Source organism: Bacillus sp. K7 (genome assembly GCF_053903245.1).
This window is the reverse complement of sequence record NZ_CP096406.1, coordinates 189,354-205,999: the sequence shown is the minus strand read 5'-3', so window position 1 is coordinate 205,999 and position 16,646 is coordinate 189,354. Positions and strand designations below refer to the sequence as shown.

At 44.8% G+C, this 16,646-nt stretch carries 14 protein-coding genes and 5 tRNA genes; 9 read left to right on the top strand and 10 right to left on the bottom strand.

Translation table 11 applies throughout. The features are described from left to right. Positions 1-196 precede the first annotated feature (196 nt). The 10 genes from glmM to M1D98_RS01115 all read right to left on the bottom strand — a co-directional run bounded on the left by glmM (position 197) and on the right by M1D98_RS01115 (position 5,826). The gene (glmM, locus tag M1D98_RS01160) at positions 197-1,543 is read right to left on the bottom strand and encodes a phosphoglucosamine mutase (protein WP_010331472.1); all 1,347 of its coding nucleotides are present in this window, start codon (positions 1,541-1,543) and stop codon (positions 197-199) included. Positions 1,544-1,561: 18 nt separating this feature from the next. Further along, positions 1,562-3,007, bottom strand: coding sequence for a CdaA regulatory protein CdaR (gene cdaR, locus M1D98_RS01155; RefSeq protein ID WP_456279910.1), 1,446 nt, complete (start codon positions 3,005-3,007; stop codon positions 1,562-1,564). Next, positions 3,000-3,821, bottom strand: coding sequence for a diadenylate cyclase CdaA (cdaA, locus tag M1D98_RS01150; RefSeq protein WP_010331474.1), 822 nt, complete (start codon positions 3,819-3,821; stop codon positions 3,000-3,002). Before cdaA ends, cdaR begins: the two co-directional genes overlap by 8 nt. Positions 3,822-3,980: 159 nt before the next feature. Beyond that, positions 3,981-4,607 (bottom strand): anti-sigma-W factor RsiW, encoded by a 627-nt coding sequence (gene rsiW, locus M1D98_RS01145; protein ID WP_121641743.1) that lies wholly within the window; start codon positions 4,605-4,607, stop codon positions 3,981-3,983. A gap of 13 nt (positions 4,608-4,620) precedes the next feature. Continuing rightward, a complete protein-coding gene (gene sigW, locus M1D98_RS01140; RefSeq protein ID WP_010331476.1) occupies positions 4,621-5,184 on the bottom strand; it encodes an RNA polymerase sigma factor SigW in 564 nt (187 codons plus the stop codon). 228 nt (positions 5,185-5,412) lie between these two features. Then, a tRNA-Gln gene (locus M1D98_RS01135) sits at positions 5,413-5,484 on the bottom strand. Between the two features lie 4 nt (positions 5,485-5,488). Then, positions 5,489-5,573, bottom strand: a tRNA-Tyr gene (locus M1D98_RS01130). 22 nt (positions 5,574-5,595) lie between these two features. Continuing rightward, positions 5,596-5,668, bottom strand: a tRNA-Thr gene (locus M1D98_RS01125). 4 nt (positions 5,669-5,672) lie between these two features. Next, positions 5,673-5,748, bottom strand: a tRNA-Val gene (locus tag M1D98_RS01120). Positions 5,749-5,751: 3 nt separating this feature from the next. Next, a tRNA-Glu gene (locus M1D98_RS01115) sits at positions 5,752-5,826 on the bottom strand. 181 nt (positions 5,827-6,007) lie between these two features. On the opposite strand from M1D98_RS01115, the gene M1D98_RS01110 reads away from it, so the two are divergent. The 9 genes from M1D98_RS01110 to btr all read left to right on the top strand — a co-directional run bounded on the left by M1D98_RS01110 (position 6,008) and on the right by btr (position 16,615). After that, positions 6,008-6,463, top strand: a complete 456-nt coding sequence (locus tag M1D98_RS01110) for a DUF523 domain-containing protein (protein WP_121641742.1) — start codon at positions 6,008-6,010, stop codon at positions 6,461-6,463. Between the two features lie 12 nt (positions 6,464-6,475). After that, positions 6,476-6,958 carry a GNAT family N-acetyltransferase gene (locus M1D98_RS01105; RefSeq protein ID WP_121641741.1) on the top strand — a complete coding sequence of 161 codons (483 nt, stop codon included), beginning with the start codon at positions 6,476-6,478 and terminating at the stop codon, positions 6,956-6,958. 108 nt (positions 6,959-7,066) lie between these two features. Beyond that, positions 7,067-7,984 carry an N-acetylmuramic acid 6-phosphate etherase gene (gene murQ / locus M1D98_RS01100; RefSeq protein WP_121641740.1) on the top strand — a complete coding sequence of 306 codons (918 nt, stop codon included), beginning with the start codon at positions 7,067-7,069 and terminating at the stop codon, positions 7,982-7,984. Between the two features lie 13 nt (positions 7,985-7,997). After that, positions 7,998-8,849 carry a MurR/RpiR family transcriptional regulator gene (locus tag M1D98_RS01095; RefSeq protein ID WP_121641739.1) on the top strand — a complete coding sequence of 284 codons (852 nt, stop codon included), beginning with the start codon at positions 7,998-8,000 and terminating at the stop codon, positions 8,847-8,849. A gap of 24 nt (positions 8,850-8,873) precedes the next feature. Beyond that, the gene (locus tag M1D98_RS01090) at positions 8,874-10,241 is read left to right on the top strand and encodes a PTS transporter subunit EIIC (protein ID WP_456279909.1); all 1,368 of its coding nucleotides are present in this window, start codon (positions 8,874-8,876) and stop codon (positions 10,239-10,241) included. A gap of 56 nt (positions 10,242-10,297) precedes the next feature. After that, positions 10,298-11,623: a penicillin binding protein PBP4B gene (gene pbp4b / locus M1D98_RS01085; RefSeq protein WP_435576906.1), complete on the top strand. Its 1,326-nt coding sequence runs from the start codon at positions 10,298-10,300 to the stop codon at positions 11,621-11,623. 28 nt (positions 11,624-11,651) lie between these two features. Beyond that, a complete protein-coding gene (locus M1D98_RS01080; RefSeq protein ID WP_456279908.1) occupies positions 11,652-13,580 on the top strand; it encodes a glycoside hydrolase family 3 protein in 1,929 nt (642 codons plus the stop codon). Positions 13,581-13,593: 13 nt separating this feature from the next. After that, positions 13,594-14,838, top strand: coding sequence for an exo-beta-N-acetylmuramidase NamZ family protein (locus M1D98_RS01075; RefSeq protein WP_456279907.1), 1,245 nt, complete (start codon positions 13,594-13,596; stop codon positions 14,836-14,838). Positions 14,839-15,025: 187 nt separating this feature from the next. Beyond that, positions 15,026-16,615, top strand: coding sequence for a bacillibactin transport transcriptional regulator Btr (btr, locus tag M1D98_RS01070; protein ID WP_456279906.1), 1,590 nt, complete (start codon positions 15,026-15,028; stop codon positions 16,613-16,615). The last annotated feature ends 31 nt before the right edge of the window (positions 16,616-16,646 follow it).

The following is a 16,646-nucleotide window of genomic DNA, read 5'->3' as shown; positions in this document are numbered from 1 at the left end:
TAGTCCGGGCGCTATCATTATAAGTGAAGCAATTATCCCGTCTTTTCTTCCTCAGAGAAAATAAAAACAAGACAAGCTTGATTTTACAGCATGTGCCATGAACGGTCAATTGTTTTTTAAACAACTTTCCCACATGTCTCACAATTATCATATGTAAACCTCGCTTGTCTTGTTCGCTCTCTGATGATAGACTTCGTTACTCCAATCCCATTTCTGACCGCACAACTTCAGCAATGCGATTCACATACTCATCGCACAGCTCCTTCGTCTTCGCTTCAGCCATAACGCGCACGAGCGGTTCAGTGCCTGAAGGGCGCACCAAAATCCGGCCGTCTCCATTCATTTCTTTTTCAACTTCAGAAATAACAGCTTTTACTTTATCGTTTTCTTCGACTTTATATTTATCAGTTACTCTTACATTGACTAACAGCTGCGGGAACTTCTGCATTTCAGCCGCAAGCTCTGACAGCGGCTTGCCTGTCGCCTTCAATGTGTTCATCAGCATAATAGCTGACAATAATCCGTCCCCTGTCGTGTTGTAATCAAGGAAAATCAGATGTCCTGACTGCTCTCCGCCGACATTATAGCCGTCATTTTTCATCGCTTCCACTACATAGCGGTCACCGACAGCTGTCTGTACGCTTTTGATGCCTTCTTGTTCAAGCGCCTTATAAAAACCAAGGTTGCTCATCACAGTTGAAACGACTGTATCATCCTTTAAACGGCCCTCTGATTTCAAGTATTTTGAGCATATGTACATGATTTGGTCGCCGTCAACGATATTTCCTTTTTCATCGACAGCGATCAGTCGGTCACCATCACCGTCAAATGCAAGACCAAGATCGGCGTTTTTCTCTTTGACAAACGCGCTGAGCGCTTCTGGATGTGTCGATCCGACGCCGTCATTAATATTTAATCCGTTCGGAGATGTTCCCATAGTTGAAACATCTGCATCTAAATCCGCAAACAGGTGTGTCGCCAAGGACGATGTTGCGCCATGGGCACAGTCAAGCGCCACATGAATGCCTGTGAAATCTTCATCAGCTGTCTGTTTTAAGAATTGCAGATATTTTTGGCCGCCTTCAAAATAGTCATTTACAAGCCCTAGATCAGCTCCAACCGGTCTTGGCAGCTTATCCTCCGGTTCGTCCATCAGGCCTTCAATTTCAGCCTCCTGTTCATCAGAAAGCTTAAATCCGTCTCCCCCAAAGAACTTGATGCCATTATCCTGTACTGGGTTATGAGAAGCAGAAATCATGACGCCTGCCTCTGCATCCATCGCTTTTGTTAAATAGGATACACCAGGTGTAGAAATGACACCCAGACGCATGACTTCTGCGCCAATAGATAAAAGTCCGGCGACAAGGGCCCCCTCCAGCATATGGCCGGAGATCCGTGTATCGCGGCCTATCAGTACTTTTGGACGTTGTTTATCTTTTGTCAGCACATACCCGCCGAAACGCCCGACTTTAAAGGCCAGCTCAGGTGTAAGCTCACTATTGGCGACACCTCTTACACCATCTGTTCCAAAATACTTGCCCATTTTATAATCGCTCCTTTTTTATTCTGATGAAGATTGTGAATCCGCAGCGGATTCGTCCTCATCCTGATCTTGGTTTTGGTCTTTATTTACGTCTTGTTTTTGATCATTGCTGTTTTTATTACTGTTCGTTGTATCTTCTTGCTGATTTTGATCATTCGTTTGTTTATCTGTGCCATCCTGGTTCCCTGATGTATTGCTGTTGTCATGAGTTGATGTATTGCTTTTTTTAGACGTCAGCTTGATTTTGGCGCTTTTTTGCCCCAAGGACCAGGTTACATTCTGAGGCCCGTTTACTTCAAGCTTCACGCTATGCTCCCCGTCATCTAAATCTGAAACATTCACATACAATTCTATATCTGATTTTTTCAGCTTTTTTATATTGCCGGGAGAACCTTTAGCCGTCACGTCTATGGCTTGCGATTCAGGATCAAGAAATTCAATGGTTTGCGAGCTGTTCAGCCCTACAGTCTTAATAGGGACATTTTCAAAATTCTGATCCGCTTCACTATCAACCTCTATATGCAACGTCACCTTTGACGGCGAGATTTTTTTGACGCCGTCGGGAAGCGGAATATCTGCCTCGATATCTGAATCCTTGTTGATTTTGCTTAAATCTAAGCTGACGCCGTCAATAAATTCAAGAGAATCCAACACATCCTGCGAGCCGTAAACCGTTACCTCACTGGGGCTGGATTCAATATTCGCTATGCTGACACCGTCAGGAAGGCTTCCTGTCCGTTCAATTTTAAAGGGCACTTTTTTACTTGGGCTTGTCACCGGAACGGTAATCTTGATGACCGAGGGCTCCACGTCCACAGGAAGCGCGTTTCCGTCTTTATCATAGACAGTCACTTTCGCTTCCTTTTCGATCGTTTCATCTGCTTTTTCCAGATTCACCGAAGCTTTCACAAGAGAAATATGATCAATCACATCTTTAGATCCGGTGATCTGCACATTTTTCGGGCTGACAATCGGTTGCTCCGGAGAATAGCCTTTTTTCATCTTGCTTTTATTATAATACTCCACTTCTACAGGAAAGCTTTTGGTCGTTCGTTCTTGAATTGTAACCGTCGTAACCGATGGATTAATCGAGATTGTGAGTCCATCCGACACGTTTTTGGCCCTAAGCTCGACCTTATGTGTGCCGGTTTTCAAGTCCTCCATGTCGGCATATATTTCAAAGTTCTTTGTCTGTCTGGCCTTTTTCACGGCGCTTGTCGAACCTTTTATTGTGACATTCACTGTTTGCGGAACACCTGTCACGACGTAGTTTTCATCATCGTAATACGCTTTAACCGGAATGTCGGTCAGTGTTGCCTCATCAATCGTTGATGTCGGAAAAAAAGATTCACCTGGTTTTTTCGGAGTCGGTGCTTGATTGCTGTTAACCGCCACATAAAGCAAGAGCGCGAAAAGCAGAGCAATGATTTTTACAGCCCAGCGGTTGTTTAAGAATTTATCCATTTTTCTTGCCCCTCCAATACCAGCGGTTAGAAGAAGTGTCTCTGGTGTTTTTCTTAAACTCGGCTTCAAGCATTTCTTTCAGCGCTTCTTCAGTCAGTTCTCTGTGAAGGTCGCCGTTCTTTGCCACACTGACGCCGCCGGTCTCTTCCGACACAATAATCGTCAAACTGTCTGTCACTTCACTGATGCCGACAGCCGCTCTATGCCGCGTGCCCAGTTCTTTTGAAATAAACGGGCTTTCAGAAAGCGGCAGATAACAGGCGGCAGCGGCAATTTCATTATTCTTCATAATCACCGCACCGTCATGCAGCGGAGTGTTCGGAATAAAAATATTGATCAGCAGCTCGGAGCTGACTTTGGCATTCAACGGGATGCCAGTCTCTATATAATCGCCCATTCCAGTGTCCCGCTCAATGGTCAGCAGGGCTCCTATACGTCGTTTCGCCATATAATTGATCGCCTTTGTGATGGCCTCAATCGTTTTCTGTTGGGCTTCCTCCACAGGCGTGCCGCTCCTTGAGAAAAAGCGGCCGCGGCCAAGCTGCTCAAGCGCTCTTCTCAGCTCAGGCTGAAAAATAATAATAATTGCTAAAAATCCCCATGTTATCGCTTGGTCCATCAGCCATTGAAGCGTACCGAGGCCCAAATATTGGCTTGCCATACGAACAAGCACGATCACGACAATTCCTTTTAACAGCTGAACCGCTTTCGTGCCGCGTATGACCATAATAAGCTTATATATCACATACCAAACAAGGAGAATATCAACGGCATTGCCGAGGTACTGCAAAAAAGGGATATCCTCAAAAGCCATTTCCTCGTCCTCCAAGATTTCAGTCATTTCGTATTTTGTGTTTAACGTGTTGCGCATATGTACTTAACATAGCGAGCCCATTATACCACATTTCGATTTGGCAAGTGAAATGCGCCAGCTCTTTCAGCCCGTAAAAAAAGAGCAAAGCGGCGACACGCTTTACTCTTTGTCATTCGGTTTTAATGCATTGAGTACACTTTTCCCCGTGGACTTCAATTTGTACCATGTCCAGTCGAATAATTGGTTGATTTCATCAATCTGACCGGTGACTTGTCCAGCAGAGGCCATATACTTTTCGCCATTTACAACGGTTACATCCCCGTCTATTTTGCCTTTAATAATGAGCTTGCCGTTTTTGACAGTCACATCACCTTTAACCGTCTCACCTTCAGGCACGATTACAGTATGATTCTGCACCACAAGATTCGGCTGCTTGGACACGCTGAAGTTGTGGTCATTATGCCAGCTGTTTAAAAACCCCCCGCCCATCAAAATGATGAATACCGCAGCAGCTGCGATAACAGGATGGGTTCTGAACCATCTTTTCACAGAAGCTCTTTTCTTCTCCTTAGGCAATTTCGCCATGACATTAGCGGTAAAATCCGCAGGGGCTTCGACATGCGATGTGCTCCGCACGAGCGCTATAGATTTTTCCATCTCATAAAAATGCTTTCTGCATTTCTCGCATGTCTCAAGATGTTCATTTAATACGTGTTCATCTTTCGGAAGGATATCTCCATCAAGATGCATATGCATAAGCTGCACAATTTGTTCAGGACAGCTCATTTCATCACCCCACTTAAAGATCCCTTAATTGTTTTCGAAGAGCCTCTCTCCCTCTGTGAATCCGCGTTTTCACAGTCCCCACAGGAATGTTCAGAATCTCGCCGATTTCAATTAATGAGAGTTCGTCAATATACTTTAATACGATTACTGTTCTGTATTTGTCAGGAAGCTTTAAAATTTTCTGTTGAATCGTGTTTGATAGCTCCAGCGACACTATTGCATCTTCTGGCAAAACTCCGTCTGCGGCGATTTGTGAATACATGGTCAAGCCTTCCGTACCAGCCACCTCTGCATCGAGGTAATAATCCGGCTTCTTTTTGCGAATGCGGTCAATCGTCAAATTGGTCGCAATTCGATAAAGCCAAGTTGAAAATTTCCGGTTTGTATCAAAACTGTCGATATTAACGTACGCCCTGATGAAAGCCTCCTGTGCAATATCCTCCGCCTCATGCACATTGCCGAGCATACGGTAGCAAAGCTGATAAATTTTATCCTTGTAAATATCAACGATGTCCGCAAATGCATTTTGGTCGCCTTTTTTGACTTGCTTAATTCTCTTTTTAATCATCATTTCCATATTTATCTAACCTCTGCCTTCACCGGTCTGTATGTATACGAGCTTCGTTTGAAAAGGTTTCAATTTTTTATAAAATAAGTTTAACAAATTTTTGGCAGGGTGTAGATGGTAATTCGCCAATAAACTACCTTAACATATGATTAAAATTATTATACAGACTGAACAGTTAGAAGTTGGAATAATCATCACAAAAGAAAAAAGACACCTTTTGGTCAAAGGTGTCTGTGACTGGGCTAGCTGGATTCGAACCAACGCATGACGGAGTCAAAGTCCGTTGCCTTACCGCTTGGCTATAGCCCAATAATGGTGGAGGGGGGCAGATTCGAACTGCCGAACCCTGAGGGAGCGGATTTACAGTCCGCCGCGTTTAGCCACTTCGCTACCCCTCCACATAAAATTTTGAAAAAACAGTGCCGGCAAGAGGACTTGAACCCCCAACCTACTGATTACAAGTCAGTTGCTCTACCAATTGAGCTACACCGGCAAGATGGTGGAGGATGACGGGCTCGAACCGCCGACCCTCTGCTTGTAAGGCAGATGCTCTCCCAGCTGAGCTAATCCTCCAAATGGTGACCCGTACGGGATTCGAACCCGTGTTACCGCCGTGAAAGGGCGGTGTCTTAACCGCTTGACCAACGGGCCGTTTGTGTTCTCGTCGAGCTGACAAAAGTTATTATATACAGGTTGACCCCCATTTGTAAAGAGAAAAATTGAATTTTTTATTTTCAAACTTTTTAACCCCTTTTTTAAGTGAAAAAGCCTACCAACATTAGTCATTTATTTTATGATAGAAATAAGCGAATCCGAGGGAGGAGTAACCAAAATGATTCTAGTCAGTTCTTGTCTTGGCGGCATTGAATGCCGATACAACGGCTCTCACGCCGCATCAGAGAAAATCAGAAAACTAGTCGATGAAAAGAAAGCAGTCATGGCTTGCCCTGAGCTTCTCGGCGGCTTCTGCACGCCCCGTGAGCCTGCAGAAATCATCGGAGGCACTGGCGAGGATGTACTCAATGGAACCGCGAAAATCATGACGGCTTCAGGAGAAGATGTAACAGAATTATATATGAAAGGCGCCGCTAAAACATTAGCTTACGCAACAGAAATCAATGCTTCTGCCGTCATATTAAAAGAAAACAGTCCGTCATGCGGAAGCAATTTTATTTATAATGGCACATTCTCTAGCAGAAAAATCGCCGGCAGGGGAGTGACCGCCGCACTATTAATACAAGCAGGCTACCGCGTCATTTCAGAAAATCAGCTAGACGACATATTGTAAGGAGGCCGCTACATGACTCTAGACATATCTTTATCATTCTATAAACCTGAACATTTGCAGGAACTTCAATCATTCACGTTAAACAACGATGACAAACGCTTTACCTCTCTTCCCAATGAGGTGCTGACTCAGACCTTAGGCGTAAAAGACCGATATCCGGTTGTCATTCTAAAAAACGATCTGCCGGTCGGCTTTTTCATTCTATATACATCAAAAGAAACACTTGCTCCCTATACTAACAATCCATTTGCTTTACTGCTCAGTTCCCTGTCTGTAAACGCTGCACATCATGGAAAAGGCTATGCAAAAAAAGCAATGCTTCAGCTACCCTCGTTTGTGAGCGGTTATTTTCCATGGTGTGATGAAATCATTTTGGCCGTCAATTACCTAAACACACGCGCAAAACAACTTTACATGAAAAGCGGATTCCTGGATAAAGGACGGAGAAGAATCGGGCCGCTAGGAGAACAGCTGATTCTTCATTATTTCTTATAGTCTCAGATGAAATAAAATTTCAAAAATAAAAAACAGAGTTGAAATACAATGACAGAAATGAATATACTGAATATTGAGATACATTATATTGAAACAGGGGGCATCCTCATGTCAGAACCATTAAACCTTCACCGTCTCACAACGGAATCACGCAATAGCCAAACAGCTGACATCCATAAAGCAAACACACTCGGCATCCTCAAAATGATCAACAACGAAGATTTGAAAGTCGCAGCCGCCGTTCAGCAGGTTCTCCCTAAAATCAAAACAGCTGTAGACTGCGCCTGCGACTCGTTTCAAAATGGGGGCCGGCTCATATACACAGGCGCCGGCACAAGCGGCAGACTCGGTGTCATGGATGCTGTTGAATGTCCTCCCACCTTTAGCGTAAGCTCAGATCAGGTCATTGGAATTATGGCTGGAGGCCCCAAAGCATTTTTGCAGGCAGCAGAGGGTATTGAAGACAGTGAAGAAGCAGGAGCCGAAGATTTAAAAAACATACAGCTTACATCAAACGATACCGTCATTGCCATCGCAGCAAGCGGCCGCACACCTTACGCCGCAGGCGCCCTCACATACGCCCGTAAAGTCGGAGCACACACCATCGCCCTTACCAGTAATGAAAATTCCGCCATCAGCAAGGAAGCTGATCACAGCATTGAGGTTGTCGTCGGACCTGAGGCTATAACCGGATCAACACGTATGAAAGCCGCATCTGCTCATAAAATGATTCTAAACATGATATCCACCGCTGTCATGGTCAAAATCGGCAAGGTTTACGAAAACTTGATGGTAGACGTCAACGTCAGCAACAAAAAACTAAAAGAACGCGCCATCAATATCATCCAAAGCTTTACAAACGCTTCATACGACACAGCCAGACAAACTCTGGAACAAGCCGATCATCACGTCAAAACGGCAATCGTCATGCTCAAAACAAGCACCGATCAGGAGCAAGCTAAAACATTGCTTGATGAAGCAAATGGTTTTATAGACAAAGCTATCGAAAATCACCATTCAGGATAAGGAGAGAACGAGCATGGCAACAGGCGGTATAGCGATCATCCAATCAATGAAGCACAAGCTCCCTCCATCGGAGCGTAAACTTGCAGATTACATCCTAACTCATCCCCACAAAGCAATCGAAAGCACTGTCAGCGAAATTAGCGTCTTAGCCAATTCAAGTGACGCTGCCGTCATCAGGCTCTGCAAATCACTCGGACTAAAGGGCTTTCAAGATTTAAAAATGAGAGTGGCAGGCGATCTGGCAAAGCCTGCTACACAAGGCTACCGGGACATTTCGCCCCACGAACCGCTGTCCTCCATTTCTGAAAAAGCGGCCGGCAATGCCATTCAGGCCATTCAGGATACTTCAGGCCTGATGGACTACAAAAAGCTGGAACAAGCGGTGTCTCTGCTTCTCAAAGCTCATACCGTGCATTTTATCGGCCTCGGGGCTTCCGGCATTGTCGCCAAGGACGCCCAGCAAAAGTGGCTTCGGATTCATAAACAAGCAACCGCGTTCACAGACACTCACCTTGTGGCATCATTAATCGCAAATGCAGATAAGGATGATATCGCATTCGCCATTTCGTTTTCAGGAGAGACGCAGGAAATCATTGAATCGCTCACGATGGCTAAGAAACAAGGCATCAAAACGATCAGCCTCACACAATTCAGTCAGACATCCGTCTCCGCGCTGGCTGACGTCCCATTGCACACAGCATATTCCAACGAAGCCCTGATTCGAAGTGCAGCCACTTCCTCCCGCCTCGCCCAGCTTTTTATGATGGATGTTTTGTTTTTAGGCATGGCGGCTGAGCGGTACGAAGAAACAACCGGCTATATCGATAAAACAAGAGCAGCCATACAATCTTTGAGAAAAAAATAAGGCAGCTAGAAGAGGAGGGTTTTGATGAGCAAAGAAAAGAACTATCATCATCTCGCAAAGAAAATCCTTGAGCTATGCGGAGGAAGGGGCAATATTTCCTCGTATACGCATTGCATGACGCGTCTCCGGATTACGCCTTACGACAAAAGCAAAGCAGATGCCCATGCTTTAAGAAAGCTTGACGGCGTATTGGGTGTCGTTGAAGCTGAAACCTTACAAATCATTCTCGGAACCGGAGTCGTCAATCATGTCTCAGCCGCTTTCTCGAAGCTCGTGTCAGCTGAAGAAGGTATCGACGTCAAAGATGCAGCAGCCAAAAAGAAAGCCGACATAAACCGAAAAAACGCCACTCCTTTTAAACGTTTCTTACGTAAAATGGCCAGCATCTTCATCCCTCTTATTCCCGCACTCGTCGCTTCCGGTTTAATCACCGGGATTACCAAGGCAATCATTCAAGCTGGCTGGCTCTCTGCAGAATCACAAGTCGCTGTTATCCTGACAGTCATCGGCTCAGGGTTGTTCACTTATCTCGGCATTCTTGTCGGCATTAACGCATCGAAAGAATTTGGCGGGACACCCGCTCTTGGAGCTCTGGCAGGGATCTTGATTATGAATCCGGAGATCGCAAAGATCAGTTTATTCGGAGAACAGCTTCTTCCGGGCAGGGGAGGTCTGATCGGAGTTCTTTTCGCAGCCATATTCATTGCTTACACTGAACAAAGTATCCGCCGTTTTATTCCTCAATCACTTGATATCATTGTCACCCCAACCGTTTCACTGTTAATCACCGGAATCGTAACGTATGTCGTATTTATGCCTTTAGGCGGCTTCATTTCTGATGCTATTACAGACGGCCTTCTGTCCATCTTGAATATCGGCGGCATCGCTGCAGGCTTTATTCTGGGCGCTGCCTTTCTTCCCCTCGTCGTGACCGGACTGCATCAAGGCTTGACGCCTGTGCACATGGAACTGATCCATTCAATCGGAAATGATCCTCTGCTCCCTATTTTGGCTATGGGAGGGGCGGGACAGGTAGGCGCGGCCTTTGCCATCTTTATCAAAACGAAAAAAACAACATTGAGAAAAGCGATCGCCGGAGGACTGCCTTCGGGGCTGCTCGGCATTGGTGAACCGCTGATCTTCGGGGTCACGCTGCCACTTGGACGCCCGTTTCTAACAGCCTGCTTAGGAGCCGGAATCGGCGGCGCCTTTCAAGCTTATTTTCAGATAGCTACCATTGCGATTGGTGTCTCCGGACTGCCGCTTTCCTTTCTCGTCCTATCTTCGCAAATCATTCTGTATATCATCGGACTCTTTATTTCCTACGCGGCCGGCTTTTTATTAACGTACGCGTTTGGCTATAAAGATGAAATGGCTTCTCAGTTCGATTAAATGGTTTCTGTTTTAGGGATAGTAAACAGGATAAACGCAAGGAAAGGAGCAAACCTATGAAAACAAAGACACTTTCCTTATTCAGTGCCATATTCATTCTATCTATACTGGCGCCCAACGAAACCTTCGCGCAAACAGCAGATAACCAGATTGAGCCGAAAACCATCAATACAGAAATTGCACAATTCTCGTCGAAGAAACTAAGGAAGGTTGATCGGATGATAGAACGCGATGTTGAAGCAGGATTTCCTGGCGCTGTTCTTGTCATCGTGAAGGACGGCCGCATCATTAAAAAAGAAGCGTACGGCTACAGTAAAAAGTACGAAGAATCAGAGCTGTTGCGCCGTCCGGTTAAAATGAGAACCCGCACGATGTTTGACTTAGCCTCAAATACGAAAATGTACGCAACTAATTTCGCATTGCAGCGTTTAGTCAGCCAAGGAAAGCTCGACGTCTATGAAATGGTTTCTGCATATTTGCCTGATTTCAAAGATCAGCCAGGAGACCTTATGAAAGGAAAAGACAAGATTCGTGTCATTGATGTTCTCCAGCACCAATCAGGGCTCCCCGCAAGCTTTTACTTTTACACGCCGGAAAAAGCCGGTATGTACTTTTCTCAGGAGCGGGACAAAACAATTAAATATCTGTCGAAAATTCCGCTCGATTATCAAACAGGGACAAAACACGTATACAGTGACATCGGATACATGATCCTCGGCTGTATTGTCGAAAAGCTCACCGGAAAACCGCTTGATGTCTACGCTGAGCAAGAACTTTACAGACCGTTGGGACTCAAACATACCTTATACAATCCGTTGCAAAAAGGCTTCAAACCGAAGCAGTTCGCAGCGACTGAACGTATGGGCAACACGCGGGACGGCGTTATTCATTTCCCTAACATCCGCACAAACACGCTGCAAGGAGAAGTGCACGACGAAAAAGCGTTTTACTCAATGGGAGGCGTGTCCGGCCATGCTGGATTGTTCTCAAATGCTGATGATATGGCTATTCTGCTACAGGTCATGTTAAACAAAGGATCATACCGAAACGTTTCTTTATTTGATCAGTACACAGCCGACCTGTTTACAGCCTCTTCAGCAACAGATCCAACATACGCTCTTGGCTGGCGGCGAAACGGAAATAAAAGCATGGAATGGATGTTTGGCCCTTACGCCAGCGAACATGCTTATGGACATACCGGATGGACAGGGACAGTTACAATCATTGATCCTACTTACAATTTAGGCATCGCATTGTTAACAAACAAAAAGCATTCACCAGTTGCTGATCCAGAGGAAAATCCAAATGGGTTTGAGGGCGATCAATTTCCAACAGGCAGTTATGGAAGCGTCATTACCGCGATCTATAAAGCGATGGAATGAATGATTCGACGATAGGAGGAAGCTTTCTATGAAAACCGTATTTCCGCTTATCCTTTCAACCGTTCTCTTTCTATCATGTTTTCTCGGCGCCAGCCAGACAAAAGCTGCTTCAGCCAGCAGCTCAGCTGACGCCAAGCAGCTTGTCAATCGCATGACGTTAGATGAAAAACTCGGCCAGATGTTGATGCCGGATTTTAGAAATTGGCAAAAAGAAGGCGTTTCTTCTCCTCAAGCCTTTACAGAAATGAATGAAGAAGTCGCTAGTCTTATCAACAAATATCATTTCGGCGGCGTGATCCTTTTTGCAGAAAACGTAAAAACAACAAAGCAAACCGTTCAATTGACAGACGCTTACCAAAGGGCCAGCCCCAACATCCCGCTCATTCTGAGTATTGATCAGGAAGGCGGCATTGTTACGAGATTAGGGGAGGGGACTAATTTCCCAGGGAATATGGCACTGGGTGCTGCCAGAAGCAGAATCAATGCCTACCAGACTGGCACCATCATTGGGAAAGAGCTTTCTGCCTTAGGCATTAATACAAATTTCAGCCCTGTCATGGACATTAATAATAATCCTGATAATCCGGTGATTGGCGTACGGTCATTCAGCTCGAATCGGAACCTGACAGCACGACTCGGTTTATATACGATGAAAGGGCTGCAGCGGCAAGATATCGCCTCTGCCCTCAAACATTTCCCGGGACATGGAGACACGGACGTTGACAGCCATTACGGACTGCCTCTTGTTTCCCATAGTCAAGAACGCCTTCGTGAGATCGAGCTCTATCCCTTTCAAAGAGCTATTGATGCCGGTGCTGATATGGTGATGACAGCTCACGTTCAATTTCCTGCCTTTGATGACACCACGTACAAAAGCAAACTCGATGGATCGGACATTCTGGTTCCGGCGACACTCTCGAAAAAGGTGATGACCGGTCTTCTTCGTCAGGAAATGGGCTTTGACGGCGTCATTGTTACCGATGCCCTCAATATGAAAGCAATCACAGATCATTTCGGCCAGGAAGAGGCTGTGGTCATGGCTGTAAAAGCGGGCGTCGATATTGCCTTAATGCCCGCCTCAGTTACTTCTCTGAAAGAAGAACAGAAATTCGCACGTGTTATTCAAGCGTTAAAAGAAGCAGTGAAAAACGGAGACATTCCTGAACATCAAATCAACAAATCAGTTGAAAGAATCATTTCCCTGAAAATAAAACGCGGTATGTATCCAGCTCGAAACGATGACAGCATAAAAGAAAAAATAGAAAAAGCCCAGAAAATCGTAGGAAGTAAGCATCACCTGAAAGCGGAGAAAAAAATAGCTGAAAAAGCTGTGACCGTTTTGAAAAATGAACAGCATATCTTGCCGTTCAAGCCTAAAAAAGGCAGCCAAATCTTAATTGTCGCGCCTTACGAAGAACAAACGGCTTCGATTGAACAAACCATTCACGATCTCGTCAAGCGAAAGAAAATCAAACCCGTGTCCCTCAGCAAAATGAAATTTGCCAACCAAGTATTTAATGCCGAGCATGAAAAACAAGTAAAAGAGGCTGATTATATCATAACCGGATCTTATGTCGTGAAAAATGACCCTGTCGTCAACGACGGTGTCATCGACGACACCATATCGGATTCAAGCAAATGGGCCACCGTATTTCCGAGAGCTGTCATGAAGACTGCACTGCAGCACAACAAACCATTTGTCTTAATGAGCCTGCGCAACCCATATGATGCAGCCAATTTTGAAGAATCTAAGGCGCTCATAGCTGTCTATGGATTTAAAGGGTACGCGAATGGCCGTTATCTACAACCCAATATTCCCGCCGGAGTTATGGCGATATTCGGCCAGGCAAAACCTAAAGGTACACTTCCAGTCGACATTCTGTCAGTCACGAAACCGGGAGACATCCTGTATCCATATGGCTACGGATTAAATATCAAAACGGGAAAACCGCTCTAATAAGGAGGGACACATGAGAAAAACAATATTCGCATTTCTCACAGGGTTCATTATGTTTGGAACGATAACGGCTGCCTCAGCATCACCCGATTCCAAGAATCAAACAGTTAAAAAACCTAAAGTCCAGACCGGTATAGATACGCTTTTGCCAGCTTATAAAAAACAGCTCAAAGGAAAAAGAGTCGGATTCATCACCAATCCAACAGGCATAAATGTATCTTTGAAAAGCAGTGTCGATATTCTTTATGAAAACCCAGATATCAAACTGACAGCGTTATTCGGCCCTGAGCACGGCGTCCGCGGCGACGCTCAGGCGGGAGACGAAATTGGCTCTTACATTGATGAAAAAACCGGGATTCCCGTATATAGCCTTTACGGGGAAACGAAAAAACCGACACCAGAGATGCTGAGAAATGTCGATGTTCTTATGTTTGACATTCAGGATGTCGGGACCCGTTACTACACGTACATTTATACAATGGCCTACGCCATGGAAGCCGCTAAAGAAAATGACATTCCTTTTATGGTGCTGGACCGCCCCAATCCTCAAGGCGGAAAACATATTGAAGGGCCAGTCTTAGAACCTGAATACGCTTCATTTGTCGGACTGTATCCCATTCCGCTAAAGCACGGAATGACCATAGGTGAATTGGCTGTACTGTTCAACAAAGAATTTGACATTGGTGCCGATCTCACAGTAGTGAAAATGAAACATTGGAAACGAAAAATGGATTTCAACGATACCCGACTGCCTTTCGTCCTCCCTTCACCGAACATGCCGACTGTGGAAAGTACATTTGTTTATCCCGCAACCGGTCTGATTGAAGGAACAAATATCTCCGAAGGGCGGGGTACCACAAAGCCATTCGAATTCATTGGAGCTCCCTTTATCAAAAGTACAAAGCTTGAAGAAATATTGAACAGTCTCAATCTGCCTGGCGTGACATTCAGGGCAGCTTCATTCACACCGACGTTTTCTAAATATCAGGGAACGCTTTGCCATGGTGTGCAGCTCTATGTGACAGACAGAGAAACGTTTGAAGCGACCAGAACAGGTCTGTCACTCATTAAAACCCTACATGATCTCTATCCTGAGGATTTTGAGTTCCTTTCAACAGGTTCATTTGATAAACTGGCAGGCAACGGCTGGATCAAAACAGAAATTGTAAATGGCACTTCTATAGAAGACATCATAGATCGCTATGAAAAACCACTCAAACAATTCAGCAAAACAAGAAAAAAATATCTCATCTATTAAGACGTAAGCATCGTATGTTACACGTGTAACATTTTCTACTGAACAAAAGACCCTTACGTTCAAACGAAAGTAAGGGTTTTTTCATGACAAAAACCCACCCGCTTTATATAGGAAAACTTTCATTTATTTGGTACAATTCTATTGAAAATGATTATCAATTGAATGTTTCTGAAAAGGTGGTCTACTCTTGCAAAATACAGTCATTTATCATCCGATACAAATTGAATATCTCAAAAAAACAAGCGATCTCTTCTCAGAACAGCAATTAGCCGATTCATTCGTGCTGATCTTTCATTTAAGAGGAAACGGTCATATTTCGATCGGAACAAGTATCAACCCTCTGCAAAAAAAGACACTTTATGTTTGTCCGCCTAATGAGACCTTCGGCTTTTCACCTTCAGCCGAGGGAGATATAGATACTTGTCTGATCAGGCTTCAAAGCTATATCCAGCATTCCAGACAAGATCTCTTAACGCCATATACAGATACGGAACTAGCCAAACTGAAGCATGTGAATGTTTCACCTATCGAAAACCTAGCAGCCCGGCTTCATGAGCTTGCAGCGCTGTGGAGTGAGTCGTCTCATCTTTCTCAGTTAAAATGTGTGATTGAAGTACAAAGCCTGATTTATGACCTCTTCACTGCCAGTTTATCTGATCAGACGGATACACATTCAGCCATCGAAAAAACAAAGCAATACATCGAAACCCATGCCCATACAAAAATAACTCTTGCCCAGTTGTCGCAAATGGCGGGAATCAGCGCCAAACACTACAGCGAAACCTTTAAAAAACGGACAGGCCAGAGCGTAACAGAATTCATCACAAAAACGCGAATCACCCGAGCAAAACGGCTCATGGCAAGATCAAACTGCAAATTAAAAGAAATCGCTCATCAAACAGGCTATCAAGATGAGTTTTATTTCAGCAGAATCTTTAAAAAGCATACAGGCTGTTCACCTACAAGCTATATGAAAAAACGCCGAAAAAAAATTGCCGCATACGGAAAGGGCACAATGGGCCATCTCATCCCACTGAATCACATACCGATTGCGGCCGCACTCCATCCGAAGTGGACGTCTTACTACTATCAGCATTATTCGGCAGATATACCCGTCCATCTCAGCGCATACCGGTCTAATGAAAAATGGGAAGAAAACCTGCAGACGTTAGCTCAGGCTGAACCCGATGTGGTTTTCAGCATGGATTCCATTTCTCCAGAAGAACAAAATAAGCTCAATCGCATCGCAAAAGTCATATATCTTCCTTCAGAAGAAAGCTGGAGAAATCACTTTCTGCAAACTTCCTTATTCTTAAGGGAAGAGTCCGAAGCAGAAAAGTGGCTTGCGGCTTATGACCAGCAAACGGAGACTGCAAAGAAAATACTTCACCACACCCAAGGCCTGCGTTTTCTGTTTCTGAGGCTGCACAAGCAAAACTTCTATCCGGCACATCATCGAAGCGTCCGTGAAGTCTTTTTTGGAGATTTAGGATTCAACTCCGCATTAACAGCAGACACGCCTTCAGAGCAAGCGATTCCGTTAGAAAATATCGCAAACTGCGAAGCTGACTGCATCATGCTTTTTCTATTTAAAGAGCCTGAAACCATCGCTTACTTCAAGCAATTACAGAAGACAGAAGTGTGGCAAAACCTAAGCGCGGTGCGTAACAAACGAGTTTATCTTCTATCCTTCGACCCTTGGAATGAATACTCGGCTTTCGGGCACGAACGGATCGTAAAGCAAGCCATTTCTTTACTATCCGGTGAAAGTCCATGATAAATATGAATTTTATCCATGGTGTTATATC